The 24,358-nt window shown below is 70.7% G+C and carries 25 protein-coding genes and 1 pseudogene; 17 read left to right on the top strand and 9 right to left on the bottom strand.

Annotation, left to right across the window (positions count from 1 at the left end; translation table 11 throughout):
* Window positions 1-38 precede the first annotated feature (38 nt).
* Window positions 39-860 (top strand): GNAT family N-acetyltransferase, encoded by an 822-nt coding sequence (locus OG429_RS04355; RefSeq protein ID WP_328923939.1) that lies wholly within the window; start codon window positions 39-41, stop codon window positions 858-860.
* A gap of 25 nt (window positions 861-885) precedes the next feature.
* Here OG429_RS04355 and OG429_RS04350 read toward each other — a convergent pair whose 3' ends face one another.
* A complete protein-coding gene (locus tag OG429_RS04350) occupies window positions 886-1,326 on the bottom strand; it encodes a nuclear transport factor 2 family protein (protein WP_328923938.1) in 441 nt (146 codons plus the stop codon).
* A 121-nt stretch (window positions 1,327-1,447) separates the two neighbouring features.
* Between OG429_RS04350 and OG429_RS04345 the strand changes: the two genes are divergently transcribed.
* Window positions 1,448-2,020, top strand: a complete 573-nt coding sequence (locus tag OG429_RS04345; protein ID WP_328923937.1) for a TetR/AcrR family transcriptional regulator — start codon at window positions 1,448-1,450, stop codon at window positions 2,018-2,020.
* A 156-nt stretch (window positions 2,021-2,176) separates the two neighbouring features.
* On the opposite strand, the gene OG429_RS04340 is transcribed toward OG429_RS04345, so the two are convergent.
* On the bottom strand, window positions 2,177-3,022 hold the full coding sequence (locus OG429_RS04340; protein WP_328923936.1) for a dienelactone hydrolase family protein: 846 nt from the start codon (window positions 3,020-3,022) through the stop codon (window positions 2,177-2,179).
* Window positions 3,023-3,240: 218 nt separating this feature from the next.
* A complete protein-coding gene (locus OG429_RS04335) occupies window positions 3,241-4,740 on the bottom strand; it encodes a hypothetical protein (protein ID WP_328923935.1) in 1,500 nt (499 codons plus the stop codon).
* Window positions 4,741-4,917: 177 nt separating this feature from the next.
* On the opposite strand from OG429_RS04335, the gene OG429_RS04330 reads away from it, so the two are divergent.
* The gene (locus OG429_RS04330) at window positions 4,918-5,613 is read left to right on the top strand and encodes an HAD family hydrolase (RefSeq protein WP_328923934.1); all 696 of its coding nucleotides are present in this window, start codon (window positions 4,918-4,920) and stop codon (window positions 5,611-5,613) included.
* 18 nt (window positions 5,614-5,631) lie between these two features.
* A pseudogene (locus tag OG429_RS04325) lies at window positions 5,632-6,392 on the top strand (aminoglycoside phosphotransferase family protein).
* Here OG429_RS04325 and OG429_RS04320 read toward each other — a convergent pair.
* Window positions 6,356-6,886, bottom strand: coding sequence for a hypothetical protein (locus tag OG429_RS04320; RefSeq protein ID WP_328923933.1), 531 nt, complete (start codon window positions 6,884-6,886; stop codon window positions 6,356-6,358). The pseudogene OG429_RS04325 and the gene OG429_RS04320 overlap by 37 nt on opposite strands.
* A gap of 174 nt (window positions 6,887-7,060) precedes the next feature.
* Between OG429_RS04320 and OG429_RS04315 the strand changes: the two genes are divergently transcribed.
* Window positions 7,061-7,585, top strand: coding sequence for a hypothetical protein (locus OG429_RS04315; RefSeq protein WP_328923932.1), 525 nt, complete (start codon window positions 7,061-7,063; stop codon window positions 7,583-7,585).
* 62 nt (window positions 7,586-7,647) lie between these two features.
* Here OG429_RS04315 and OG429_RS04310 read toward each other — a convergent pair whose 3' ends face one another.
* Complete coding sequence (locus OG429_RS04310; protein ID WP_328923931.1) at window positions 7,648-8,079, bottom strand: RICIN domain-containing protein; 432 nt, start codon at window positions 8,077-8,079, stop codon at window positions 7,648-7,650.
* A gap of 221 nt (window positions 8,080-8,300) precedes the next feature.
* On the opposite strand from OG429_RS04310, the gene OG429_RS04305 reads away from it, so the two are divergent.
* The 8 genes from OG429_RS04305 to OG429_RS04270 all read left to right on the top strand — a co-directional run bounded on the left by OG429_RS04305 (window position 8,301) and on the right by OG429_RS04270 (window position 16,150).
* A complete protein-coding gene (locus OG429_RS04305) occupies window positions 8,301-9,134 on the top strand; it encodes a hypothetical protein (RefSeq protein ID WP_328923930.1) in 834 nt (277 codons plus the stop codon).
* Window positions 9,135-9,169: 35 nt separating this feature from the next.
* Entirely contained in the window at window positions 9,170-10,045 is an 876-nt protein-coding gene (locus OG429_RS04300) for a glycosyltransferase family 2 protein (protein ID WP_328930152.1), read from the top strand.
* Between the two features lie 52 nt (window positions 10,046-10,097).
* A complete protein-coding gene (locus OG429_RS04295) occupies window positions 10,098-10,688 on the top strand; it encodes a DinB family protein (protein ID WP_328923929.1) in 591 nt (196 codons plus the stop codon).
* 366 nt (window positions 10,689-11,054) lie between these two features.
* Complete coding sequence (locus tag OG429_RS04290; RefSeq protein WP_328923928.1) at window positions 11,055-11,657, top strand: bacilysin biosynthesis protein BacA; 603 nt, start codon at window positions 11,055-11,057, stop codon at window positions 11,655-11,657.
* On the top strand, window positions 11,654-12,922 hold the full coding sequence (locus OG429_RS04285) for a DUF6421 family protein (RefSeq protein WP_328923927.1): 1,269 nt from the start codon (window positions 11,654-11,656) through the stop codon (window positions 12,920-12,922). The genes OG429_RS04290 and OG429_RS04285 overlap by 4 nt, the downstream gene beginning before the upstream one ends.
* Before the next feature lie 8 nt (window positions 12,923-12,930).
* Window positions 12,931-13,923 (top strand): DMT family transporter, encoded by a 993-nt coding sequence (locus tag OG429_RS04280; RefSeq protein ID WP_328923926.1) that lies wholly within the window; start codon window positions 12,931-12,933, stop codon window positions 13,921-13,923.
* Window positions 13,920-15,251, top strand: coding sequence for an ATP-grasp domain-containing protein (locus OG429_RS04275; protein ID WP_328923925.1), 1,332 nt, complete (start codon window positions 13,920-13,922; stop codon window positions 15,249-15,251). The genes OG429_RS04280 and OG429_RS04275 overlap by 4 nt, the downstream gene beginning before the upstream one ends.
* Window positions 15,248-16,150, top strand: coding sequence for a branched-chain amino acid aminotransferase (locus OG429_RS04270; protein ID WP_328923924.1), 903 nt, complete (start codon window positions 15,248-15,250; stop codon window positions 16,148-16,150). Before OG429_RS04275 ends, OG429_RS04270 begins: the two co-directional genes overlap by 4 nt.
* A 13-nt stretch (window positions 16,151-16,163) precedes the next feature.
* On the opposite strand, the gene OG429_RS04265 is transcribed toward OG429_RS04270, so the two are convergent.
* On the bottom strand, window positions 16,164-16,889 hold the full coding sequence (locus OG429_RS04265) for a hypothetical protein (RefSeq protein ID WP_328923923.1): 726 nt from the start codon (window positions 16,887-16,889) through the stop codon (window positions 16,164-16,166).
* A gap of 226 nt (window positions 16,890-17,115) precedes the next feature.
* Here OG429_RS04265 and OG429_RS04260 point away from each other — a divergent pair, with 226 nt between their 5' ends.
* A complete protein-coding gene (locus tag OG429_RS04260; RefSeq protein WP_328923922.1) occupies window positions 17,116-18,528 on the top strand; it encodes a hypothetical protein in 1,413 nt (470 codons plus the stop codon).
* Between the two features lie 198 nt (window positions 18,529-18,726).
* Window positions 18,727-19,974, top strand: coding sequence for a PP2C family protein-serine/threonine phosphatase (locus OG429_RS04255; protein ID WP_328923921.1), 1,248 nt, complete (start codon window positions 18,727-18,729; stop codon window positions 19,972-19,974).
* Between the two features lie 36 nt (window positions 19,975-20,010).
* Here the strand turns inward: OG429_RS04255 and OG429_RS04250 are convergent, their stop codons facing one another.
* Entirely contained in the window at window positions 20,011-20,391 is a 381-nt protein-coding gene (locus OG429_RS04250) for a hypothetical protein (protein WP_328923920.1), read from the bottom strand.
* A gap of 160 nt (window positions 20,392-20,551) precedes the next feature.
* A complete protein-coding gene (locus OG429_RS04245) occupies window positions 20,552-20,797 on the bottom strand; it encodes a hypothetical protein (protein ID WP_328923919.1) in 246 nt (81 codons plus the stop codon).
* 327 nt (window positions 20,798-21,124) lie between these two features.
* Here OG429_RS04245 and OG429_RS04240 point away from each other — a divergent pair, with 327 nt between their 5' ends.
* Complete coding sequence (locus OG429_RS04240; RefSeq protein WP_328923918.1) at window positions 21,125-22,552, top strand: lipase maturation factor family protein; 1,428 nt, start codon at window positions 21,125-21,127, stop codon at window positions 22,550-22,552.
* A 78-nt stretch (window positions 22,553-22,630) separates the two neighbouring features.
* Complete coding sequence (locus OG429_RS04235) at window positions 22,631-23,839, top strand: D-alanyl-D-alanine carboxypeptidase family protein (RefSeq protein ID WP_328923917.1); 1,209 nt, start codon at window positions 22,631-22,633, stop codon at window positions 23,837-23,839.
* 48 nt (window positions 23,840-23,887) lie between these two features.
* Here the strand turns inward: OG429_RS04235 and OG429_RS04230 are convergent, their stop codons facing one another.
* Window positions 23,888-24,334 (bottom strand): DUF7144 family membrane protein, encoded by a 447-nt coding sequence (locus OG429_RS04230; RefSeq protein WP_405680507.1) that lies wholly within the window; start codon window positions 24,332-24,334, stop codon window positions 23,888-23,890.
* Window positions 24,335-24,358 lie beyond the last annotated feature (24 nt).

Below are 24,358 nucleotides of genomic sequence, written 5' to 3'. Positions count from 1 at the left end.
TGGCGGCGACACTCCTGGCGTCGTGATGGGATGACCCCATGACCCGGCTGACACTGCGTGACCGCATCGAGCACTACTACGCCCATGTGCCCCTGCTGTTCGCCGAGGCCGAGGAGTTCGGCACGCTGCGGCTGTTCGTACGCCGGGAAGTGGGCGCCCCGTACTACGGGGGGCCCTCGCACGCGCGGCCGGTCTCGGCGGACGGCGCGCGGGCGGTGACGGTCGCCGATCTGGAACGGGTACGGGCCCGGCAGCGGGAACTGGGGGTGCCGCAGGCCTTCGAGTGGCTCGCCGAATCCGCCGAATCCGCCGGACCGGGGCTGCGCGCGACGGTCGAGGGGGCGGGCATCGCCGTGGAGGAGCGCCCGCTGATGGTCCTCGACCCGGAGCGGACACCGGCCGCGGCGCCGCTCCCCGCAGGGGTGACCGTACGGGCCGTGGCAGCGGACGACCCCGCCCTCGCTGCCGTACTCGCCGTGCCGAACCTCGCCTTCGGGGGACCCGCGTCCGTACCCGCCGCAGAGGTCCCGGCCGTCCGGCAGACCCTGCGCGACGGTACGAAGGTGCTGGTCGTCGCGTTCGCACCGGACGGCTCCCCGCTGGCGGCCGGGCACTACCACCCGTGCGGCGGTGCCGCGGAGATCGGCGGCATCGGAACCCACCCCGCCGCGCGCCGCCAGGGTCTCGGGGCTGCCGTGACCACCGCGCTCACCGCCCACGCGGCGGACCACGGCGTGCGGACCGTCTTCCTCGCGTACGCACTGGAGTCGGTGGCCCGCCTGTACGCCCGTCTCGGCTTCCGGCCGGCCGGAACCACCCTGCTGATCGCCGGTCAGCCCGCCCGCGGCCAGCGGCCGTAGCCGACCGTGCGGACCGGTACGCGTGCTACTTGCCTTCCAGCGCCGCCACCAGCTGGGGCAGGTTGCCGCCGGCCAGGATGAGGGCGAGGTGGTCGTGGTAGTCCCGGCTGCTGACGATCAGGCCGTCGCGGACCCGCAGCACCTGGATGTTGGCGGCCTCGAAGGTCCGGCCGGTCACCCGGTGGTGCACCTGGTAGTCGAACTCGGCGACGACCACCTCTGCGTCGTCGGTTTCCCGCACGACCACGTTCGCCGGGGTCAGGGTCACCGGTGAACTTGCGGAGACGTGAGCGAACCGCTCCTTGAGCACGGCCCGCCCCTCGAAGCGGCGTGGCCCGACCGGCTCGAAGACGGTCTCCACCACGGCGTCCTCGGCGTACAGCTCGGCCAGCTCGGTGAACCGTCCGGCGCCGATGCCCTCGATCAGTTTCTGGAAGACCTCGCGCGGTGACAGCGTTTCAGACATGACCAACCTCCAGGGATCCACAGCTACAATCGGACTGGCGACTCCGTTTTCACGATACGGACTGGAGACTCCGGTTGTCCAGAGGGTGGTTCTGTCGTCGAAGTCGAAAGGTGGGAGAGAGATGGGTGGCGCTCAGGAGCGCCCGCTGCGGGCGGATGCGGCACGCAACCGGGCCAGGCTGCTGGACACCGCCACGGAAGTGTTCACCACCCGCGGCGTCGGCGTGCCGACCGAGGAGATCGCCCGGATCGCCGGGGTCGGAGTGGGCACGCTCTTCAGGCACTTCCCGACCAAAGAGGCGCTGCTGGAGGCGGTGATGGTCCGCAGGCTGGAGTCAATGGCAGCCCGGACCGCGAAGCTGGCCGCCGAGACCGGGCCCGCCGAGGCCTTCTTCGCCTGTTTCCGCCTGGTGGTGGAACAGTCCGAGGGCAAGAGCGAGTTCGCCCAGCACCTTGCCGCGGCCGGGGTGGACGTGCACGCGTCCCTCCAGGAGCCGACCATGGAGATCCAGGCTCGGCTCGCCGATCTGCTGACCGGCGCGCAACAGGCGGGCGCGGTCCGCCCGGAGCTGGGCCTGCCGGAGTTCATCGCCCTCCTGGCCGGCACCGGCAGGGCGATGGAACAGCTCGGAGCGGATCCGGGGCCCCGGGAGCGCGTCTTCGAGGTCGTCTTCGACGGGCTGCGGCCACGCTGAGCCGAAGGCGGCCTGAGGCCCGCCTTGCGGCCCATGAGCACTGGACGGATGCATCCGGTCCGCACCCGGTCGACGAAGACCTCGTACGGCGGCTGATGGCCGGGCAGTCCCCCCCCCGGTGACGGCGGGCCCGCGCCGTGCGGTCGCGTGTGTGGGTCAGGCGGTCGTGCCGGGCCGCTCCTCCTCGCCGAGCAGCCGGGTGCGGAACAGGTCGAGGACCGTGTCCAGCGCCTGCCGCGTGGGCTGGCCGGGTTCGTCGACGAGATGTTCCGTCAGGACGGAGTGCGGCGGAAGAGCGCTGTCGGGGTTCGCGGCGCTGTCGTCCAGCTCGACGGCGACGAACGCGTCGCCCAGCTCGCGCCGCAGGTACGCGAACCGGTCCCCGGGTACCAGGCGGTCCCCCCGGAAGCGCAGCCCCAGCACCTGGAGCCCCTCGCGCTCGCAGCGCCGGCGGACGACGGCGAGGTCCCCGGGGCTGATGTCGATGGTGCCCGCGCGGCTCTTGGTGCAGGCCAGCGGTAGCGACGGTTGGGACAGCACCGGGGCGACGAGGTGTTCGTCCGTCGCCATGGCCAGGGCGAATCCACCGGTCAGGCACATCCCGACGGCGCCGACGCCGGGGCCGCCGCAGCGTTCGTGCTCGGCGGCGGCCAGGGCGCGCAGCCACCGCACGACACCCGAACTCCGTCCCGTGGCGAGCAGCGTGAACTCGCGGCTCACGCACACCTGCCAGAGCGACGACGCCATGGTGCGGCCGAAGCCGGGCCAGCCGCGGAAGGCGGGATCCGCGTCACGGCCGGGCGTACCGAAGAGCACGGGGAGGACGGCAGTGCAGCCGGTCGCGGCCACGCGTTCGGCGAACTCGATGACCTTGGGGGTGATGCCCGGTATCTCCGCCATGATGATCACCGCGGGCCCCGTGCCCCGGCTCAGCACCTGGCGGGTGGCTCCGTCGTGGGTGAACGTGCTCTGTGTGAATCCGGACAGGTCGTGGTCTGCCACGCGCCTGCTCCCTCCGCCGACTCTTCTGGGCCACGAGCAAGTTACCGCTAAGTAGAGTCCGTGCGATCGACGGGCGACATGTTTTTCCGGGCGGGTTCCGCCGGGAGCCGGGCGCGGGGGCCGGGCCGCCCGGAGCGACGTGCATCCGAGCCGCCACGCCGCCTACGCCCGCCACGTGCAGCGGCTCCGCATCGTGAGGTCCGCGGCCGGCTGAAGAACTACCCGCCCTTCAGCCGACGGCCGACCTCCTCGGACACGCGGCGTTGCAGTTCGGCCAGTTCCGCGGCGCTGTAGGCGCCGAGGTCGCCGACGTCCCCGGGGGCCTTCCCGGTCTCGCCCTTCTTCTTCTGCTCCTCCTGGCGTTTGGTCTCCTGCTCCTCCGGCGATCCGGGGGCCGCGTACGCACACCGGATGAGCGCTCCGTCAGCCGCCTTCAGGCAGGTCGGCTCGCGGCCCGCGACCTGGCCCCTGCCCTCCACCCGGTACCGGATGTTCTGCTCGCTGCCGATGGTGGCCGTCCAGGTGCTGCCGCCGGTGGGAACGACCTCGAACACCATGTCGTCGTTGTAGCAGCAGACGTCCCGGTACTCGGCCTTGATCAGTGCGACGAGCGCCTTCGGTGACGACCACGTCGGATCGAGCCGGTGGACGGTCAGCGGGGCGAGCCCGCCGCCCCGATGCCGGGTCGGCACCGTCGACACGGCCACGACCGAGCTGGCCTCCCCCTGCGGCGTGAGCGGGGTGACGTACGCGCTGCTCCCGGACCCGTCGCGGTACTGCAGGGTGAACTCCGACTCGTTGCCGGCATTGGCGCCGTCCTCGGAGGCGTCCCAGCCGCTGCGCTCGAACCACCAGTCGGTGAAGCTGCCGACCGCGGCGGTCGCCTCCCGCTGACGGGCCGCGATGCTCAGCGGATAGGACGGGCCGGGTACCGCGGTCGTGTCGGTGGTGATCGTGAGCTTCCCGGTCCGCCCGTCGTAGAGCGCGAGTCCCGCGGGCCGTTCGGTCACCACCAGGATCCCGGTCTGGTGCTTGAGGGGCACGACCACGATCGGTGCGTCGCCCGAGCAGGTCACGTAGGCGTCATCGGCCTCGAACCGGACCCAGCGCTTCTCGGCCGAGATCTTCCGGCCCAGGTTGTGGTCGAACCAGCCCCCGATCCGCGCGTCCGCCACCCCCACGTCGAACGCGCAGCGCTGCTGGTTGCGGCTGTTGCCGCCGAGCGGGATGTCCTGCACGAGGCCGACTTCGTAACCGGCCAGCCAGCCGCGCCGTTCGACCAGAGTGGCGAACTTGTCGGAGTCGGGCAGGTAGGTGATGTCCGAGATCTCGCCGGTCACGTCGCCCAGGTGCGGAGCGGCCTGCGCCTTGCCGACCACGTACGGCGCCCGGGCGGCCAGCTCGGGCACCGGCTCGGACACGATCCGCACGTCGTCCATGTACGCGCGGTCCTGCAGGTACGCGCCGTAGACCAGCCAGGCGACGGCAAGGCACAGCCCGACGACGGCGCCCAGACATCCGACGGTCGCGGCCGCGTCCGACCCGCCCGAGTCCTGCCCCTTGCGTCGCCGCAGCTGCTTCACCGCCTGCCACACCGTTGTGACCAGCGCGGCGAAGAGCAGCGGCACGGCAAGCCAGGACACGATCTTCCGCAGCTCCCAGACCATGATCGTGGTGTAGTACGAGGCGTACCACAGTGCCAGACCCGCCAGAATCACGGGTATTCCCACACGCAGTGCCCGACCCATCAGCGCCCCCCGACGTCAACTCCCGCGATTCCCTTGATTCTGCACGGCAGGTCAGGGCATGTCAGCCAGTCGGCCCAAGCCCGCCAGCAGGGACGTCCGTCGGGTCCGCCCGATGGCGCGCCTGCCGCCTGCTGACATGATCAAGACATGACTGGTGAACCGACACGGCCGGGGGCCGTGAAGTATGTCCTCTTCGACGTCGACGGCACGTTGATCGATGCCGTCGACAACCAGCGCCGGGTCTGGCGGACGTGGGCGGAGCGATACGGGCTCGACCCCGACGAGGTGTACCGGGTGGCACTGCGGACCCGGCCGGTGGAGACGTTCGCGCAGGTCGCCGCGGACCGGGACCCGCGGGAGTGTCTGGCCGCACTGCACGAGCTGGAGGACGAGGACGTCCGGTCCGGTGTCTACGCGGCCTTCGACGGCGCCGCGGAGCTGCTGGCCGATCTGCCGCCCGGCCGTTGGGCGCTGGTGACGTCGAACTACGAGCACCGGGTGCGCGGCCGCTTCGCCCGGACCGGCCTGCCGCTCCCGGAGGTCCTCGTGGACGCGGCCGCCGTGGAGGAAGGCAAGCCGTCGCCGGTGCCGTATCTCCACGCCGCCGCGCGACTCGGCGCCGAACCGGAGGACTGTCTCGTCATCGAGGACGCTCCTTCCGGGGTGCGGTCCGGGCTCCGTGCGGGGATGACCGTGTGGGGGGTCAACGCGCCCGTGGCCGTGGACGGTGTGCACCGTCACTTCGGCAGCCTGCGCGAAGCGGTCCGCGACATCCTCGCCTTCACGTCCGGCGTCCACCCTGGGCAGTCGTCCGGCCGAGCCGGTGGCGGCAGGGGCGCGTAGGGTGCCTGGACGATCGCAATGCCGGAGGCCTTCACGCGGAGCACCGTCGAGCGCGAAGGGGAGGCCGGCGCGGCGTGGCTCGCCGAACTGCCGGGGATCGTAGACGAGTTGCTGGGACGCTGGGGATGCGTGCCGGACGGCGAGGTCATGCACGGGGGTGTCGGCGTCATCGTCCCGGTGCTGCGGCGAGGCGAGGGGCCGCCGTACTGAAGGTGTCCTTTCCGCACCCCGGCAACGTCCACGACCCGGACGCGTTCGCGGCGTGGGGCGGGCGCGGAGCCGGGCTGCTGCACGAGCGTGACGACGAACGCTTCGCAATGCTGCTGGAGAGGGCGCGACCGTCCGCGAGCTGGGCCGCGTCCAGCCGGACACCCTCATCCACGGCGACCTCCACGCCAGGAACATCCTGCGCGCCGACTGCGAGCCCTGGCTGGCCGTCGACCCCAAGGGCTACGTGGGGGATCCCGCTTACGACGGCGGCACCCTGCTCACGTCGCGCGTTGGCACTCCTCGAAGCGGACGACCTGCGCAAGGCCGTCCACCGCACGTTGGACGTCTTCGTCGAGGCCGCGGAACTCGATCGCGAACGCGCCCTGCGGTGGGCCCAGTTCCATGCCGTCCAGGCGTCGTTCTGGGGCCGCCGGCACGGATTCCGTGTCGCCCGCAGCGGGTCGGGACTGGACTGGGTCACCAAATTCACCGGCCACCTGGCGACGCTGCTCACGGGTCCGACCGCCGCCTCTCAGTCGTCGTTCGACGGTGACAGACCGAGGTCGTGACGCATGGCGGTTCTCATGGCCCGGAGCATGTCCCAGACCTCGTGCTGGGCACGGGCCGCGGTCTCGATCGTCTCGCCGGGTCCGGGGGCACCGCGTTCGAGGCGTTTGACCTCGCCGTAGACCTTGTTCAACGCCTGGTTGACGACGCTCGCCCGGATGAGCACGTCGTCGGAAGCGGTCATCTGCGCTTCGGAGTACCGATCGCGGTGGGCGTTCTTCGCCTCTTCGAGTGCCTGACTGTCGGATTCCTCCGCGCCGCGTTCCCTGAGGACGTGCAGGTGTCGGTTGAGTGCGGTGGTGAACTGCCGGGCGTCGCGGTTGAGCTCCACGTAGCAGGCGCGGCGCAGCGAACGGCTCTCGCGGATCTCTTCATGGCCACGTACCAGCTCTATCTCCCGGCGCTTCGCGCGTTCGAGGCCGCGCTGGGTGAGCAGCGCTCCTCCGAGGGTTCCCGCGACGCCTGCCATCGCGATGACCACTGAACCGAGTTCCACCGACGCACCCCGTGAAGTCCTCCGGCCCCGTGCCCCCTGCACATGACCTGGGCCGCCCATTTTGCCTGGGCCAGGATTCCTCCCATGGGGGCCCGCTCGGCCCGCGACCGCGCAGCGCGGCGCGGCACAGTTCAGGTCCGCGGCCGCGGAGGCCGGACATCGAGAGGAGCGGGCATGCCTTCGGAGCGGTCGAAGCGTGCGGTCCCGTCGTCGAAAAGCACCTTCCGGCGGGCCGACCGCACGATCACCTTCGTGGTCCTCTTGGCGTCGGCGCGGGGCGACCGCGCGGAGGCCGGGCGGGAGCTCGACGAGACCGAGGAGATCATGCGCGCGACCGCGGCCGCGCCCGCCGGGCGGATCGGTCAGAGGTCCGAGCCCCGGTGGGTGGAGGCCATGTCGATGCTCGGGTTCCGGGCGAGCACCTGGTTCGTCATCTGTGCGCTCGTGCTCGTGGGCGGGCTGTTGCCGCCCCGTACGGAACTGTTCGGCTATCTCACCGTCACGGTCGCGGCGTTCCCCGCCGCGCTCTGCGTCTCCCGTGAGACGGCCCACGCGATCGCCCGCTCGGTGCTGCGCCGGGGGCTGCTGACGGAACGCGGCAGGCGCTGGTACTCGCGCGCCCTGAACGACGGGTTCGTCGTGCTGCTGGTCCTGCCCCTGTGGGCAGTCTGTGCGGCGGCCGTCCAGCCCTGGGCCTGACCTGTGTGCCGCGGCTCCCGCCCGGGAGCCGCGGCACACCGTTGCCGCAGGTGCGCCCGAGCCTAGCCGCGGGCCCAGCTGGCGCTGACGTGGTTGGTGCAGCGGTACATGGTCACCGGGGTGTGTTCGTCGTACGAAGTGAGGTCCATGCACAGGCCGCTGCCGAGATTCTGGATCGTGCCGTCGGGCCGGTAGCTCCACCGCGCGCTGGGATGGTCGCTGCACCGGTACGTGGTGACCGCCGTGAATTCCGCGTAGGACTCAAGGTCCATGCAGAGGCTTCCGCCGACGTTCTGAATTGTTCCGTCGGAGTTCCAATTCCATTTGGCGCTCAGATGGTCGGTGCAGCGGTACATCGTCACGGCGGTGTGTTCGTCGTAGGACTTGAGGTCCATGCACATGTAATTCCCGCGGTTCTGAATCGACCGCGTCGGCTGGTCGGCCGCCTGGCTCGGGCTCGCCTGCAGCAGAACCGTGGCCGTGAGCAGGGACATTGCGGCGGCCCCACGCAGGGCTGCCCTTCGTGCGCGCATTGATTTCCCCTCGATGTCAGGCTGTGCGCCCAGGCTATCCGGAGTGAAAGGCGTATGTATTTCGCTCGATCGAGTGGATTGATTCCGTCACTGTGCTGAATAACTCTCAAGGAACGTATCTTCGCCGGGCATCCCTGCCACCGGATTCGGCCACATGGTCCGGAACTGATAACTTGCCTGTCATGACCACGCCCCAGCCGCCCTACGGACCGCCCTTCCCTCCGCAGGGGGGCGGGCAGCAATTCCCGTCTCAGCAGCAGCCGTACGGGCCGGTCCCGGGAACGCCCGGCGCCTATGCTCACCCGCCGCAGTATCCGCACCCGCACGCGGCCCCGTACCCGGCTCCGTACCCGGTGATGCCCCCGCCCCGCCGCAACCGCACCGGTCTCGTGGTGGGCATCGTCGCCGCCGGTCTGGTCGCCCTCGGAGTGATCGGAGCAGGAGCCAGGAGCCTCGCAGGCGCATCCGGCTCGGCGTCCTTTCCCGCTGCCGAGTACAAGCTGTCGGTCCCGAAGACACTGCTGGACGGCCAGTACGAACTGCAGTCGGACGAGTCGGCGGAGGCGAAGGAGGAAGCGGCTTCGGAGCGGGCGCGCGAGGCCCGGGGCGCGCGCAACTCCCAGCCCGTGATCGCCCAGTACGCGGGCGCCTCTGCAGCCGGGACGACGCTGACGGTCACCGGGTTGTACGGCCAGTTCAAGGACACCGGTGTCTCCCGGGACGGGCTCCTCTCCGGGGCCACCAAAGAGGAGGGCGTCGCCACCGCCGTGGCGGCCAAGGACGTCCGCCCTGCCGGTGCGGAGATGGCCGTACGCTGCCAGGTCCTGGTCGTGACCGATGAAGGCGTGAAGTCCACGATGCCCATGTGCGCCTGGGGCGACGCGAACACCGCGGCCTGGGTGGCAGTGATCACGCCCGAGATCGTCCGTCAGACACCGCAGTCCGTCGACCTGGAAAGCGTCGCGCGCACCACACTGAAGGTCCGCACCGAAATGCGCCGGCCACTCGACAAGTGAGTGACGACCGCGGCGCCGACGAGGAGATCACCGCAATGTCGTTGCCACGCATCGGAGTCGTCGTCGTCACGATGGGCACGCGCCCGCGAGAGCTGGACGCCCTGATCGCCTCCGTCATGGAACAGGACGTACCTCCCGCGCGGATCGTCCTGGTCGGAAACGCGACTCCTCTCACCGACGTCCCGGCCGGCGTGACAAAGATCCCGCTCGAAGAGAACCTGGGCTGTCCCGGCGGCCGTAACGTCGGATTGGGTCTCTTGTGCGAGTCGGGCGAAGTGGACGTCGTCATCGAGCTGGACGATGACGGGCTGCTCATCGCCGACGACGTGTTCCGCAAGGTGCGGCAGCTGTACCTGGCCGATCCCGCGCTCGGGATCGTGTCGTTCCGCGTCGCCGACGAGTTCGGGAGGACCGAGCGGCGCTGGGTGCCCCGGCTGCGTGCCGGCGATCCGATGCGCCGGGGGCTGGTGACCGCCTTCCTCGGGGGCGGCCATGCCCTCTCGGTGCCGATGCTGCGCGAGATCGGCCTCTGGCCGGGGCAGTTCTTCTTCGGCCATGAAGAGACCGACCTGGCCTGGCGGGCGATCGACGCCGGCTGGAAGATCCTCTACGAACCCGAGCTCGTGCTGCAGCATCCGAGGACCTCCCCGGCTCGGCACGCGGTGTACTTCCGGAACACCGCGCGCAACCGTGTGTGGCTCGCGAAGCGCCGCCTCCCCTTCCCCCTGCTGCCGGTGTACCTGGGCGTATGGACGCTCCTCACCTTGGCCAGAATCAACTCCCTGCCCGGGCTGAAGTCCTGGACCGCTGGATTCGTCGAGGGCATCCGCACGTCGTGCGGTCCCCGCAAGCCGATGAAATGGCGCACGGTCTGGCGTTTGACCCGCCTCGGCCGGCCGCCGATCATCTGACGCACGCGGGACTCCGCACCGTTTGTCAGTGCCGGGTGGAAGACTGTCCGGCATGACCGAATCGAAGCCGAAGGCCGACCTTCTCCGTTACCTGCAAGCCGCCCGCGAGGCCCTGCTGTGGAAGCTCGACGGGCTCTCGGAGTACGACATCCGGCGTCCGCTGACGCCGACCGGCACGAATCTGCTGGGCCTGGTCAAGCACGTCGCCAGTGTGGAACTGGGCTATTTCGGGGAGACGTTCGGGCGGCCTTCCGGCGAGCCGCTGCCCTGGTTCGCGGACGACGCCGAACCCAACGCGGACATGTGGGCCACTGCCGACGAGTCGCGCGAACAGATCGTCGGGCTGTACCACCGGTCGTGGAAGCACTCTGACGAAACGATCGCGGCGCTGACGCTCGACGCGATCGGCCACGTGGCGTGGTGGCCCGAGGACCGGAGCGAGGTGACGCTGCACCAGATCCTGGTGCACGTGATCGCCGAGACCCACCGGCACGTCGGCCACGCCGACATCGTCCGTGAGCTCATCGACGGGGTGGTCGGTCTGCGCGAAGGGAACGACAACATACCGCCGGGCGACGAGCTGGCCTGGGAGAAGCACCGGCTCCGGCTGGAGCGCGTGGCCAAGGAAGTCGGTCACGGCTGATTCCGACCCGGGTCGTGGCCGGAAACGGATGCAGCGGGGTCAGGCCGCCACGGACGACGGTTGTTGCCCGCCCACTGTGCTGATCGTCACACCGGGCCGGCGGCCGCAGCGCACGCTGTCCCGGCGCGACGCGAACAGAGCACTTTCTGCCACGAGTTGCGGGAGAACAGACGCGTTCGGCCTTCGAGGCGTCGGTATGTGACGCGCCGCACAAGGGGCTTGCCCCGACGGCGAAAGGAAGATTCGATCTTCCTGATGGCGTCGGGGCTTGACTGCCCGGCGCTGTGGGGCCGGTGAGATCCGCCGGCCGCAACAGAGCTACCCGGCGCCGGAACCACGGCAGCCGATGAGGGGGATCCCTTGACCATGACCACCGAGTCCCACCGCCATCTGGGCACGGGCTTAGGCGTGGACAGCATCCGCTACGTCCATACCCTCGGCCCGCAGGGCACGAACCTGGAAGCCGCCGCCCATGAGTGGCTGCACCGGCGAGGCATAGACGGGAAGATCGAACTCCACGCGTCGCTGGAGGCGGCCCTCGACGCGGTACCCGACGACGGGGAGCACGCACTGGCCGCCTGTGCGGTCTATCCGGATCTGCACACGCTGACCTTCGGCAACCTGCACCGGTTGCGCATGGTCGACAGCTTCATCATGCCGACCCACAACATGGTCCTGGCGAGCGCGGGCGCGGACGATCCCCGTACCGTCTCCACGCACCCCGCCCCGGTCGGACTCGTTCCGGCGGACGCCGAGTCGCGGCTGGTGCTGAGCAACTCCCAGGCTGCCATCGACTGCGCGGCCGGCCGTACCGAGGGCTGCATCACGACCATCGTCGCCGCCGAGCGGCACGGACTGCGTGTCCTGCGGGACTTCGGTCCGGTCCCCATGGTCTTCACCATCCACCAAGTGCTCGCGACGGGCGACGAGGCAGCAGACCGACGCGAGATCCTCGGGGCGACGCCGTGACGACGAGCGCCCCTCTCACCGCCGCCCTGCGCGCCGAAGCGGCGGACCTCCACCGATCCCTCGTCCCCAAGGTCAACAGCTTCCGCCTGCGCCAGGCCGACGACGGAACGGTGCCGGAGCCGCAGGCCGCGGACCGGGAGCTGCTCCTCGCGATCCGGGACGAGGCGACCGCCTGGTACCGCCGCAACGACCGGTCCCACCAGGCCGACGCGCTGGTCGCCGACGTGGACGGATGGCTCGCCGACGGCCTCGACAGCGCGCCCCACTTCGCCCGCTCCCGGGACGCGCTGCAGCCGCCGGCGGACGGCTCGCCGGTCTTCTTCCTGGCTCCCGCGCAGACCACCAACAGCGTGCCGCCGGTCGGCAAGCGGCTCGACTGCTTCTTCGCGCTGCGCAAGGAGCCCGACGCCCTGACGCAACTGGCCACGACCTTCCCGCACCCCAAGAACAACTGCCAGTCCCTGGTCCTCATCACGGGCAGCGACGGCTTCGCCCACGGCAACTGCCTGGTGTTCTTCCCGGAGAACGTGGCCGCGCGCGACAAGGTCCAAGAGCAGCCGTACGCGATGTTCTTCTACAACAAGATGCGGAAGATCCACGAGACGTACGCGCTCCCCGGCGCCGAGTCGGTCCTCACCGCCGAGTCCGTGCCCCGGGCCTCGTCCGGGCTGGCCCCCGAGGTCTGCTACGAGGCCCGCGCGATCTGGGGCTACCTGCACGACTCCATGCACTACCAGGGGCGTTGGCCGTTCGACCAGCACATCTCCCTGAAGATGAACTGGTTCGTCGGCCTCCTCGAAGAGACCAAGGTCGACGCCAAGACCGCCCTCGCCTGCGCGGGCGGCGGGGTGCCGTTCGCGCAGGAGCAGATCGACATGATCCTGCTGGAGCGGATCTTCCGCTATCCGCAGGCGGACGACGCCACCCGGAACTTCGACTCCGGTACGGGCGTCCTCCTCTACTCCTGGCTTCGCGCGCACGGCGCCCTGACCGGATCGCCCGAGACCGGCGGGCTGCTGCACTTCGATCGGGACAAGACCCTCGACGCCCTGCGCGCGTTCGTCGCCACCGTCGAGGAGCTCGAAGAGCAGGTCACCACCGATGACGAGTACCGGACCGCGGCCAAGGCGCTCGTCCGTACCTACCTGCCCGAGGGTGAGGTGAAGCAGCGGTTCCGCTTCACCGAGGACCAGAGCGCGCTGCTGCGGGCCAAGCAGCCGCTGGCGGCGCTGCCGCCGCTGCGGTTCGCAGAAGCCGAGTGGTGACACCCGCCATGCGCGACGATCACGGGCGCACCGGGCGCCGAGGCGGCAGCGGCCGCCTCGGCGTCCCCGTCCTGTCCTGCCTGATGGTGCTGTTGCTGGCGACAGGCTGGGTGGTGTCCGGGCGGCTGGTGAGCGACACCCCGCCGCTGGCCGTCGCGGCCGGCCGCACCGGGGCCAGCTTCCTGGTGATCAGCGCGATCTCCGCGCTGCGGCCACGGAGCTGGCCCGCCATCCGGGCCGGCGCGAGCCGCCGGCGGGCCGTCGTCCTCCTGGCCTTCCTGGGGTTCTTCGCCTACTACACGGGCACGCTGCTCGGCGTCGACCGGATCGGTGCCTCCCAGGTGGGCCTCGTGGTGTCCCTCCTGCCGTGCATCACGTTCGCGATCGGCAGCGTGGCCTTCCGTGAACCCACCAACGCGCGCAAGGCCCTCGGGACCGTCCTCGCCGTCGCCGCGACGCTCGGCTACGCCGTCGAAGGTGGCTCGGCGAGCGGAGGCACCGGGGCGGGCGTGTTGCTCACCGGTGTCCTGTTCGCCCTCGCCGGCACCTTCGCGTACGCCCTGTACGGCTACGTGTACCGGCAGCACATGGCCGACGTACCGCCCATGGCCGCACTGCCCGCGGTGACGGGCGTGGGCACCGTCATGCTCGGACTCGCCGCGGTCGCCTTCGCACCCCTGGGTGCGATCGACGCCACGCAGTGGGCCGGAGTCGCCCTGCTCGGCGCGGTGCTCACCGCGCCCGTCTTCCTCATCTCCCACGAACTGATCGTGCGCAAGGGCCCGTTGTTCACCTCCGCAGTCGCCCTGATGGTGCCGTTCCTGGTGAGGCTGGGGGAGTGGGCGTGGGGTGCGGCGGACGCGCCGAGCCTGATCTCGGTCCTGTTCCTGGGACTGTGCTCGGCGGGTGTGTGGATGACGGTCGCCCCTTCGTCTTCCGGGCCGGCGGCGGAAGAACCCCGACCCGTCCCCTCGACAGAATCTGGAAGAAGCACTCCGTGACAGCCCCACGCGCGCCGCGCCCCACCGTCGTCCTCGTCTACCAGCGCACCTCGCTCCGCTGGGTCTTCGACAGCGCGCTGCGCGCCGGAATCGACCTCGTCCTCGTTCCCCGCCCCGACGAGTCCGTATCGCCCGACCGGCTCCCGCCCGCCGTGGTGGACGTCCTCCCGCTGGACGTGGAAGGCGATCCGGCCAAGGCCCTGGCCGTCCTGCGGGAACGGTACGAGAGCACCCCGTTCGACGGCATCACCACGCTCTACGACCCGGCCGTGCCGTTCGTCGCCGACGTAGCCGAAGCCCTCGGCCTGCCCGGCCTCGGCAGCGCCGACGCGCGGGCGGTACAGGACAAGCGGATCATGCGACGCCGACTGGCCGAAGCCGGACTGAACGTGCCCGGCTTCATCGTCCTGGACGACCCCGGCGCCTGGGACGGGGACACCGGCCTCACCTTCCCGGTGGTGGTCAAGCCGGCGAACGGCTTCTCCAGCCTCGGCGTGACCAAGGCCGACAGCGCGGAGCAGCTCGACGCCGTGATCGAGTCGGTCTGGGAGGTCTGCCGGACCAAGCTGAGCCAAGCCACCGGTCTGATCGTCGAGGAGTACCTGGACGGCCCGGAACTCGCCGTCGAGTCCCTCGCCCATCGCGGCGAGGTCACGGTGCTCTCCATCGGATACAAGGGAGAGCCGACCGGCCCGTACTTCGAGGAGGGCGTCTACCGGGCACCGGCTCCGCTCCCCGAGGACGTCCGGGAAGCGGTGGTACGCGAAGTGGCCGCAGCACACGCCGCTCTCGGGGTGACCGACGGCCCGGCCCACACGGAACTGCGGCTGCGCGGCGGCGTACGCCCGTACCTGCTGGAACTCGGTGCCCGCGTCGGCGGCTCCGGCGTCTCCCACTACATCGCCGAGCACGTCACCGGAGCCGATCTGGCCGCCGACGCGCTGCGCGTCGCCGCAGGACTCGCACCCGTCGGCGTGAACGACAGCATGTCCGTCGGCGTGTCCGCCGGCCTGGACGGCGGGGTGCCCGGCTCACCGGCGCGGCTGGCGCGGGCGACCGGCGCGGCGGCCAACTACATCGTTCCGTGCGGTGGATCGGGCCGGATCACCGCGATCCACGGTCTGGACGAGCTGGCCGAAGACCCGCGCGTGGACCACATCGTGCAGATGCTGCACCCGGGCGACGTGGTGCGTCCGTACCCCGACTTCACCGGCTATCCGGCGTTCGTCCTCTCCCACCACACGTCCACCGAGGACGCGGAGGAATTCCACCGCTCCCTCGAAAGCCGCATCCGCATCGACTACGCACCGACAGGGGCCGCACAGTGACCTTCCCCTCCCTCGACGACCGCGACGGCGTGATCTGGCTCGACGGGCAGTTCGTCCCCTGGCGCGACGCCCGTCTGCACGTCCTCACCCACGGTCTGCACTACGGCGGTGGAGTCTTCGAGGGCGAACGGGTCTACGACGGCCACGTCTTCAAACTGACGGAGCACACGCGGCGGCTTCACGAGTCGGCGCGGGAGCTCGGCTTCCGCATCCCGTTCTCCGTCGAGGAGCTCGACGCGGCGACGCTCGAACTCGTCCGCGAGCAGGGCATCGGCAACGGCTACGTCCGGCCCGTGGCATGGCGTGGCAGTGAGCAGATCAGCGTGTCCGGCGCCGGCACCTCCGTGCACGTCGCCATAGCCACCTGGGAGTGGCCGCATGTCTTCTCGGCCGACGCCAAGCGGCAGGGCATCCGCCTGGGCACCTCGCGCTGGCGGCGGCCGGCACCCGACACCGCTCCCGTACGGGCCAAGGCGGCCTCCCTGTACAACATCTGCACGCTGGCGCGCGACGCCGCCGACGAAGCCGGCTTCGACGACGCGCTGCTGCTGGACTACCGCGGTTATGTCGCGGAGGCCACCGGGGCCAACCTCTTCCTCGTGACCGGGGACGAGCTGCACACGCCGACGGCCGACTGCTTCCTCGCCGGCATCACCCGGCAGACGGTGCTCGGCCTGGCCAGCGACCTCGGCATCCCGGTGGTCGAGCGGCGCATCCTCCCCGAGGAGCTCGGTGGTTTCGAGGAGTGCTTCCTCACCGGGACGGCGTACGAGGTCCAGCCCGTCCGGGCCATCGACCGGCACGGGTACCAGGTGGGCAAGACGACCACCGCCCTGATGGAGGCGTACACCCGCCTGGTCCACTCGCGGGGCGCCGACCGGCTTCCCGACGGGCCCTGACCGGCTCGCCTACTCAGGAGATCGCGTACCACTGGCTGGCCCAGCCGGTGTTGATGGTGCTGGTGGACTGTTCGGCGAGGTTCACGGTGGTCGGCAGCGAGGTCTGACCGGTCAGGACGGTGCTGTACCGCAGCTTCGGCGGCGTCAGACCGGCGTTGACCGAGATGCCGGCCCCCGTGGACTTCAGGGTGAGGCCGTTGGTGGCCCAATTGCCGTTGAGGAGGAGGGCGATGAAGTAGGTGCCGGGGGCGGCCGTGAACGGCTTGGCGAGGGGCAGCGGCTTGGCGATCGCATCGGTCATCAGCTGGGGCGAGATGTCGGCGGTGGCCGCGACGAGGGTGCCGGTGGCGTCGTACACGCCGAGGTAGCAGTTGGCGAGCTGGGCGTTCGGATCGATGCCGGCAAGACCCAGCCAGATGTTCGACCAGGTGATCTGCTCGTTCAGGACGATCCGTACCAGGGTTACCCGCCCGCCGACCCCGGCGGCCGACTGGGCGGTGACGTGTCCCGCGTCATTGGGGTCGCCGGTCCACGCCAGCAGGTTCTGGTCCTGCGGCCGGGGCCCCTGGTACCCGGATCCGGACCCGGTGCTCTGCGCAGGCGCGGGTGCGGGCGCGGGCGCTCCGGATGTCACCGCCCCGCGCGGGCTCTCGCCCTTCGCGGTGCAGCCGGCCAGTACGAGCAGCGCCGCGAGCGCGGCGGCGAGGCCGGTCGTGGCGGTGGTGGTGCGGGTGCGCATGGTCCCCCCATGAAGTGCCGATGTGCTGACGGGTCATGGTCACACGGGCGGTTATCCGGCTGGGAACCGGCCGAGCGGACGCATGTAAGTGAAGCTTCAACCGCCTTGTTCGGGGCGTGAGTTGGCTGGATCCCGAGGTGACTGCCGTTGCGTGCACATGGCATGATCAACCTCGACGTTACCTACGGGTAACACCACCTCCCCCCAATCTGAAAGTCACACCTCCGTGCGCACGCTCGCCAGACGCCTCCTGCTCCCCGGCCTGACCACGCTGGCCCTCGCCGCCACCGGCTGCTCATCGACACCCCACACCACCGCCGCCGACGGGGCGAAAACCCCGACTGCGTCCGCGTCGACGACCGAGGGCACCCAGCAGCTCGACGTGGCCGCGGCGCCCCAGGGGTCGGCGGCGCCGACGGCCGTGGCCCGCGCCCGATCCGGCAAGGGCCAGCCCGAGAAGTCCTCCCTGAAGGTCGCCTCCTACGACAAGGAGAGCGGACGGGCCGTCATATCCGCGGCCCCGCAAGAGCGCACCAGCTCGCCGAGCCACTCCCCGTCGCAGGGCAAGACCGCCCCCGACCAGCCCGTCGCCGTGGACGACATCATCGCCAGCGCACCCGCGCCCGGAGCCCCCGACGGTCTCCTCGCGAAGGTCACCGAGGTCGTCGGGAAGACCGACCGCGGCACCGAAGTGAAGACCGCTCCCACGACGCTGGCCGCCGTCCTCAAGGAGGACAAGGCCGACGGCAAGGTCCCGGTCGACCCGGCGGCGGTCACCGTCGAGCCCCTGATGAAGGGTGTCACCTTCTCCTGGGCGAAGGGCGAGGGCCTGAAGTTCGGGCCCAAGGGGGCGGAGCTGCCCCTCGGTAACCTGCGGCTCGACGTGAACGCCGCGGTGGACACCGCCGAGGGCGCCCCCGTCTCGGCCGGTGCCTCGGTGTCCGGCTTCGTCCAGCTCGCCCCCAAGGTGGAGTTCTCGTACGACGGTCACTCGGGCGGCGGCATCGGTCCGGACTCCGCCTACCTCGGCATGAGCGGTGACTGGTCCTCGCAGTGGGAGCTCAAGGGCCGCGCGGCGGCGAGCACCGGCGCGCCCAAGCGGATCCCGTTCGCCAAGCTGCACAGCGACCCCGTCATCCAGGTCGGCCCGGTGCCCGTCGTCGTCAATCTGGACCTGACGTGTTACGTCCAGGTGGAGGCCGACGGCCGCGTGACCCTGGACGTGCAGCAGGACGTCAAGGGCGACTTCCGCGTCGGCGGCAGTTACGCGTCGGGCAAGGGCTGGACCCCGGTCAGCACGTCGGCCGTGCAGAGCTCGCCGGTCAAGGCGACCGTCACCGCCGCCGGGCGCGTCAAGGGCGCCCTCGGCGCCGAAGCCTCCGTCGGCCTGTACGGCGCCGTCGGCGTCTCCGCCGACTTCGCCCCGTACCTGCGCGGTGAGGCCGATGCCAAGGCGACCGCCTCCACCGACGGCAAGGCCTCGGTATCCGGTTCCTGGGCCCTGTACGGCGGCTTCGACCTGAGCGGACAGCTTCACCTCCAGCTGTCCCTGTTCGGTACGCCGGTCTTCGAGCGCCGCATCCCGCTGGGCACCCTCAACCGGGAGTGGCCGCTCGCCGGCGGCCAGGCCGCTCGGTAGACGCCCAGAGGCCCGGCACCGGACGGTGCCGGGCCTCTCCGGTGGCGCAGGCGGTGTACTCACGCAAAGTGCCGGACCGGTGACCGTCGAAGAGGGGCCGAACGGCCCGGACGAACCTGCGTGACCGGCCCGTCCCGGCACTCGCGCCTATCGTGAGAGCAGCAGTTCCCGACGATCTCGCGCGCGGGCAGGTGGATCGTGTTCAGACCCGAAACCGACTACAAGGCGGTCTTTCGCGCCCTGCCCGGGGCCGTCGCGCTACTGACCACCGACCTGGTGTACCAGGATGCCAACGCGGCGTTCCTGACCATGTCCGGGCGCACCCGCGAGCAGGTCATCGGCCGCTATCTGTTCGACGTCTTCCCCGACAATCCGTACGATCCGGCCGCGACCGGGATGCGCAACCTGAGCGCCTCCCTGCAACGGGTCGCGGCCACCGGGGAACGCGACGCGATGGCCCTGCAACGCTACGACGTGGAGGATCCCGAGCGGCCCGGCGAGTGGGAGGAACGGTACTGGAGCCCGGTCAACGTTCCCGTCTTCGCCCCGGACGGCACCGTGGCACTCCTCCTGCACCGGGTGGAAGAGGTCACCGAACTCATCAGGGCCCGCGACGCCCGCAGTGGCGGGGGCGCCGGGGGCGCCGGGGCCCGCGCCATCTTCGAGGCCGAGCTCTACACCCGCGCCCGGGAACTCCAGGAGGTCAACGAACGCCTGCGCCAGGCCCACGCCCGCGAACGCGAAGTGGCTCTCCACCTCCAAGAGGCGATGCTGCCCGCGCCCCGCCCGCTCGGTCACCACCAGGCCGCCGTGCGCTACCGGCCCGCCACCGGCGCCCTGAACGTGTGCGGTGACTGGTACGACCTCGTCGACCTGCCCGAAGAGGGACGTACCGCCATCGCCGTGGGTGACGTCGTGGGCCACGGACTGGGCGCCGCCGGTGTGATGGGCCAGCTCCGCAGCGCGCTGTCGGCCGCCTCGCGCGTCGCCGACGGCCCCGCGCGGGCCCTGGAGGTCCTCGGCCTGTACGCCCGCTCAGTCGAAGGCGCCGAATCCACCACCGCCGTGTCCGTCTTCATCAACTGGAACAGCCGGACCCTCACCTACAGCAGCGCCGGGCACCCGCCGCCCGCACTCTGCCACCCCGACGGCACCGTGACCTTCCTCGACCAGGCCACCGACCCCCCACTCGGCGCCCGCCCCGAACACGCTCCCCGCCCCCAGGCGCACACCGCGTTCACGGAGGGCGCCGTCCTCGTCGTCTATACCGACGGACTCATCGAGCGCCGCCGCGAAGACATCGACACCGGCATGCAGCGGCTCGCCGATTCCCTCGTACGACACCGCGCCGCCGTCCCCGACGCCCTGGCCGACGGCCTGCTGGCCGACCTCATCCCGCCCGTCGGCATCACCGACGACACCGCCCTGGTCGTCCTGCGCCTGTGACCTCGGCCGAGGCCTCCGCCCGGGCGGGAGGCCGGGTCAGCCGTCGGGCTCCGGGGGTGGTTCGAGCCGTTGCGGCTGGGCGTGTGCGGTGGCGCCGAGCGGCCGGGCGTCCTGTCGCTCGGGCCGGTGACCGGCCCCGTCGGTGATCTTCAGGCGCGGTGTGTGGTCCGGCCCGGGCGCCGCGGGGATGAGCCTGCGGGCAAGGAGGCGGCCGACCCAGTGGCGTCCGCACGCCGGGCAGGACGTGGCTCCGGCGGGGGTGTACGGAGAGGGCACGGCGACGCCGTCGCGCGAGAAGTACTCCCAGATGCCGCCCTGATCATCCGTGTACTGCTGGACGTCGTAGTCGATGCTCCACTCGTACCAGCACCGGCCGCAGGCGAATTCCACTCGCTCCAGTGCAAGTCCCGTGATCATTCGTTCTCGCCCCCTCTCGGACTGCCGGCGCATTCCGTCGGGATCGCGGTCGCGAGCGCTGGCGAGCGTTCGCGGTGTTGCCCTATGTGACCGATATACCCCCTATCGGGATGGCTTGACAATGTTCGGTGAGGGTTTTGGGTCGGCACTCGTGTCGACGTCAGGGCTCCCGGGTGCAGGGCGGCTCCGCCGCTTCGCGTGGCGTGCGGCTTTCCATGGCCGAACGGAAGGCGCTCATGCACGGGACGCAGTAGCGTTCCGCGGCTCCCTCGGACAGCAGGGCGGTGACGGTCCGGTTCGGAGCCAGGGTGTATCCGCACAGGGTGCCGGTGGCCGGGACCTTGGCTATGACGTGCCAGAGCATTTCGGATCCGCCGGGGGTGGACTCGGCGCGCATCTCGTACATGGGCGTGCCTTTCTGCCGTCGCGGCCGGTCGGGAACACCGGCTTGTAGTCCATGAGAGGGCCCTTCCTCCCAAGAGGCCAACGGGCCTAGGCCGAAGGAAGGAAGAAGGGGTGGGGCAGGTTTGGCGGGCGGATCGCCGGGAGTGCTACGCCGTGCCGCGGCGTCACGTTGAGTCGCGTCTTGTCAAGTTTATTGATGAGGGTCATATGGGTGGTATCGCCATCCTGTGCCGGGTGGGCGCCGGAGAGGAGCGGATGATGGGACGTGACGGACGCGGTCATCCGCCGCCCTCGCCCACGGGCGGGGGGCCGTCACAGGAGGGCTGCCGTGGAGTGGTTCACCGGCGACACGTACTGGCTGGGCAGGCTGGTCTTCCAGCGTGGTCTCGCAGCCCTGTACTTCGTCGCCTTCCTGAGTTCCGCCCATCAGTTCCGGGCGCTCATCGGTGAGCGAGGGCTGCTCCCGGTGCCGCGTTTCGTGGCGGCCGTGCCCCTGCGCCACTCGCCCAGCATCTTCCACCTTCATTACTCCGACCGGTTCTTCGCGATCGTCGCGTGGACGGGTACGGCACTGTCCGCGGCCCTCGTGGCGGGCGCGGCCGACCTCGTGCCGCTGTGGGCCTCGATGCTCCTGTGGGCACTCGTATGGGCGCTGTACCTGTCGATCGTCAACGTCGGGCAGACCTGGTACGCCTTCATGTGGGAATCGCTGCTCCTGGAAGCCGGCTTCCTTGCGATCTTCCTGGGCAACGCCCGGACGGCGCCCCCGGTCCTGGTGCTGTGGATGCTGCGGTGGCTGCTGTTCCGTCTGGAATTCGGGGCAGGGCTGATCAAACTGCGCGGCGACCCGTGCTGGCGCGACCTGACCTGCCTGTGCTACCACCACGAGACCCAGCCCATGCCCGGCCCCCTCAGCTGGTTCTTCCACCACCTGCCCCGACCGCTGCACCGGGTGGAGACCGCCGCGAACCACCTCGCCCAGCTCGGCGCCCCCCTGGCCCTGTTCGCGCCGCAACCCGTCGCGAGCGTGGCCGCCTGCGTCATCGTCGTCACGCAGCTCTGGCTCGTGGCGTCCGGCAACTTCGCCTGGCTCAACTGGCTTGCCCTGCTGCTCGCCCTCACCGCGATCGACGGAGGGCGGGCCGCCGAAGTCCTGCCGCTGCCCGGGCCCGCGGCGCAGGCCGCCCCGCCCGCCTGGTACGAGGGCGTCGTGCTGGCGGTCGCCGTCGTGGTGGTGGTGCTCAGTTACTGGCCGGTCCGCAACCTGCTGTCCCGGCACCAAGTGATGAACGCCTCCTTCAATCCGCTCCACCTGGTCAACACCTACGGAGCTTTCGGCTCCGTCGGCCGGGTCCGCCACGAGGTGGTGATCGAAGGCACCGACGAGTACGAGATCACCGACGACACGGTGTGGAAGGAGTACCGCTTCAAGGGCAAACCCGGCGATGCGCGCCGCCTCCCACCGCAGGTCGCCCCGTACCACCTCCGCCTGGACTGGCTGATGTGGTTCGCCGCCATCTCGCCCGCCTACGCGGCGCCCTGGTTCGGAGCGTTCATCGGAAAGCTCCTGGACAACGACCCGGCCACCCTCAGGCTTCTGCGCGGCAACCCCTTCCCCACCTCGCCGCCCGCCTGTATCCGCGCCCGCCTCTACCGCTACGCGTTCACCGACCGCCACGAGCTCCGCAGCAGCCGGATGTGGTGGCACCGCACGCTCGCGGGTGAATTCCTTCCGGCGGTCACGAAGGCACGTTGACGCCCCGCCGAGGGCGGGCCTACCTCCGGTCGGCTCACCCGCACTGCGGGCGGACCGATACGTTTCTACGCTGGCTGAATGAGCATCAGATCCTCTGGGCGCAGAACCGGATCCGGCGCGGCAGCTCTCGCCATCGGTGCGTCGGCCCTCCTCGCACCGACGGCTGCGGGCCTCCCGCGGGCCGATCCGCTGCCGCCGCGACCCGCCTCGTCCGTCGGCGCGTCGCTGTTGCACGGCTCCGGCACCCATGTGCGGGCGCGACCGGGGGCGCCCGCACTGCCGGATGACGTGTCGGCCCTCTCGTGGCTGGTCGCGGATGTCCGCACGGGCGAGGTGCTGGCGGCCCACGAAGCGCACCGCAGGCTGCCTCCGGCCAGCACCCTCAAGACCCTCTTCGCTCTCACCGCGCTGCCCCGGCTTCCCGCCTCCAGCCGGCACACGGTCACCGAGGCCGAGCTGGACGAGGTGCCGGACGGGAGCAGCACGGTGGGTGTTTCCGCAGATCACACCTACCGGGCGGCGGATCTGTGGCGGGGTGTCTTCCTCAGCTCCGGTAACGACGCCGTGCACGTCCTGGCCGAGATGAACGGCGGCTGGGACGTCACCGCGGCGCAGATGCAGGCCAAGGCGCGCGCATTGGGCGCACGGGACACCACCGTCGTCTCCCCGGACGGCTACGACGCGGACGGTCAGGTCTCCTCGGCCTACGATCTGGCCGTCTTCGGCCGTACGGGCCTCGCGGACCCGGCCTTCGCCGCGTACGCCGCGACCGCCGACGCCCGCTTCCCCGGCGGCACCCACAGCGACGGCACTCCCACCTGGACGTTCGGTATCGAGAACACCAACCGGTTGGTGACCGGCGAAGACGGGGTGGGCCGGTACCCGGGGATCGTCGGTGTCAAGAACGGCTACACCTCCCAGGCGGGCTACACGCTGATCGCGGCCGCCCGCCGTGGCGGCCGCACCCTGCTGGTGACGGTGATGAACCCTCAGCGGGGCGGCGGAAACGCGGTGTACGAGGAAGCCTGGTCCCTGCTGGACTGGGGATTCGCCGCAGCGGGACATGTCGATCCGGTCGGATCGCTGGCCCCTCCGGCGTCCCCCGGGACGCCGCGCACCGTCAGCGCCCCCGTTCGTGCCACCGCCCCGGAGCGCCCCCGGACGAGTACCCACAGGACCTACGTCGTGTCGGCCGTGTTCCTCGCCGCGGCAGGCCTCGCCGGCGCGGGTGTCCTGTGCACCCGCCGGAGCGGCCGGCGGGGCGCAGGTAGGGCACGTACGCCCTGAACGGGTACGGCCGATGACGATGCCGTACCCGCTGAGCGTCGGGCCGGGTCAGGACTTCCGGCCGGCGTCCGCTTCCAGGTGCATGCCGTGGCACAGCGCCCAGCAGACGAAGAGGTTGACGGCGACCAGTACCAACGCCCACAACGGGTAGTACGGGATCCACAGGAAGTTGGCGATCGCGCCCAGTCCGGCGACGAAGACACCGAAGTAGCGCGCCCACAGGGCTCCGCTGAGTACGGCGCAGCCGGCGAGGACGATGACGATGCCCAGAATGAGGTGTACCCAGCCCCAGCCGGTCAGGCTGAACTCGAACACGTAGTGGCGCGTCGCGAGGAACACGTCGTCCTTGGCGAGGGCCGAGATCCCCTCGAAAATCGCCATCGCCCCGCCGAAGATCATGAAGCATGCGGCCACGAGGGTGGTGCCGGACGTGGGCGCGTGCCAGGGACTCGGTTGTGCGGCGCTGGCTTGGGGTCTGCTGGCGTCACTGGCCATTTCGGTCTCCATGGGTTACGGAGC

Source organism: Streptomyces sp. NBC_00190, from assembly GCF_036203305.1.
GTDB lineage: Bacteria > Actinomycetota > Actinomycetes > Streptomycetales > Streptomycetaceae > Streptomyces.
The sequence above is the reverse complement of the archived record's forward strand: the minus strand, read 5'-3'. Positions and strand labels throughout refer to the sequence as shown.

Bases quoted from the DNA above. Each gene is read 5' to 3' on its own strand.
- OG429_RS04330 (WP_328923934.1), top strand. From the start codon at position 4,918: ATGACTGGTGAACCGACACGGCCGGGGGCCGTGAAGTATGTCCTCTTC.
- OG429_RS04265 (WP_328923923.1), bottom strand. From the start codon at position 16,889: ATGCGCACCCGCACCACCACCGCCACGACCGGCCTCGCCGCCGCGCTC.
- OG429_RS04315 (WP_328923932.1), top strand. From the start codon at position 7,061: ATGCCTTCGGAGCGGTCGAAGCGTGCGGTCCCGTCGTCGAAAAGCACC.
- OG429_RS04290 (WP_328923928.1), top strand. From the start codon at position 11,055: ATGACCACCGAGTCCCACCGCCATCTGGGCACGGGCTTAGGCGTGGAC.
- OG429_RS04350 (WP_328923938.1), bottom strand. From the start codon at position 1,326: ATGTCTGAAACGCTGTCACCGCGCGAGGTCTTCCAGAAACTGATCGAG.
- OG429_RS04230 (WP_405680507.1), bottom strand. From the start codon at position 24,334: ATGGCCAGTGACGCCAGCAGACCCCAAGCCAGCGCCGCACAACCGAGT.
- OG429_RS04305 (WP_328923930.1), top strand. From the start codon at position 8,301: ATGACCACGCCCCAGCCGCCCTACGGACCGCCCTTCCCTCCGCAGGGG.
- OG429_RS04310 (WP_328923931.1), bottom strand. From the start codon at position 8,079: ATGTCCCTGCTCACGGCCACGGTTCTGCTGCAGGCGAGCCCGAGCCAG.
- OG429_RS04235 (WP_328923917.1), top strand. From the start codon at position 22,631: ATGAGCATCAGATCCTCTGGGCGCAGAACCGGATCCGGCGCGGCAGCT.
- OG429_RS04345 (WP_328923937.1), top strand. From the start codon at position 1,448: ATGGGTGGCGCTCAGGAGCGCCCGCTGCGGGCGGATGCGGCACGCAAC.
- OG429_RS04300 (WP_328930152.1), top strand. From the start codon at position 9,170: ATGTCGTTGCCACGCATCGGAGTCGTCGTCGTCACGATGGGCACGCGC.
- OG429_RS04280 (WP_328923926.1), top strand. From the start codon at position 12,931: ATGCGCGACGATCACGGGCGCACCGGGCGCCGAGGCGGCAGCGGCCGC.
- OG429_RS04295 (WP_328923929.1), top strand. From the start codon at position 10,098: ATGACCGAATCGAAGCCGAAGGCCGACCTTCTCCGTTACCTGCAAGCC.
- OG429_RS04250 (WP_328923920.1), bottom strand. From the start codon at position 20,391: ATGATCACGGGACTTGCACTGGAGCGAGTGGAATTCGCCTGCGGCCGG.
- OG429_RS04245 (WP_328923919.1), bottom strand. From the start codon at position 20,797: ATGTACGAGATGCGCGCCGAGTCCACCCCCGGCGGATCCGAAATGCTC.
- OG429_RS04355 (WP_328923939.1), top strand. From the start codon at position 39: ATGACCCGGCTGACACTGCGTGACCGCATCGAGCACTACTACGCCCAT.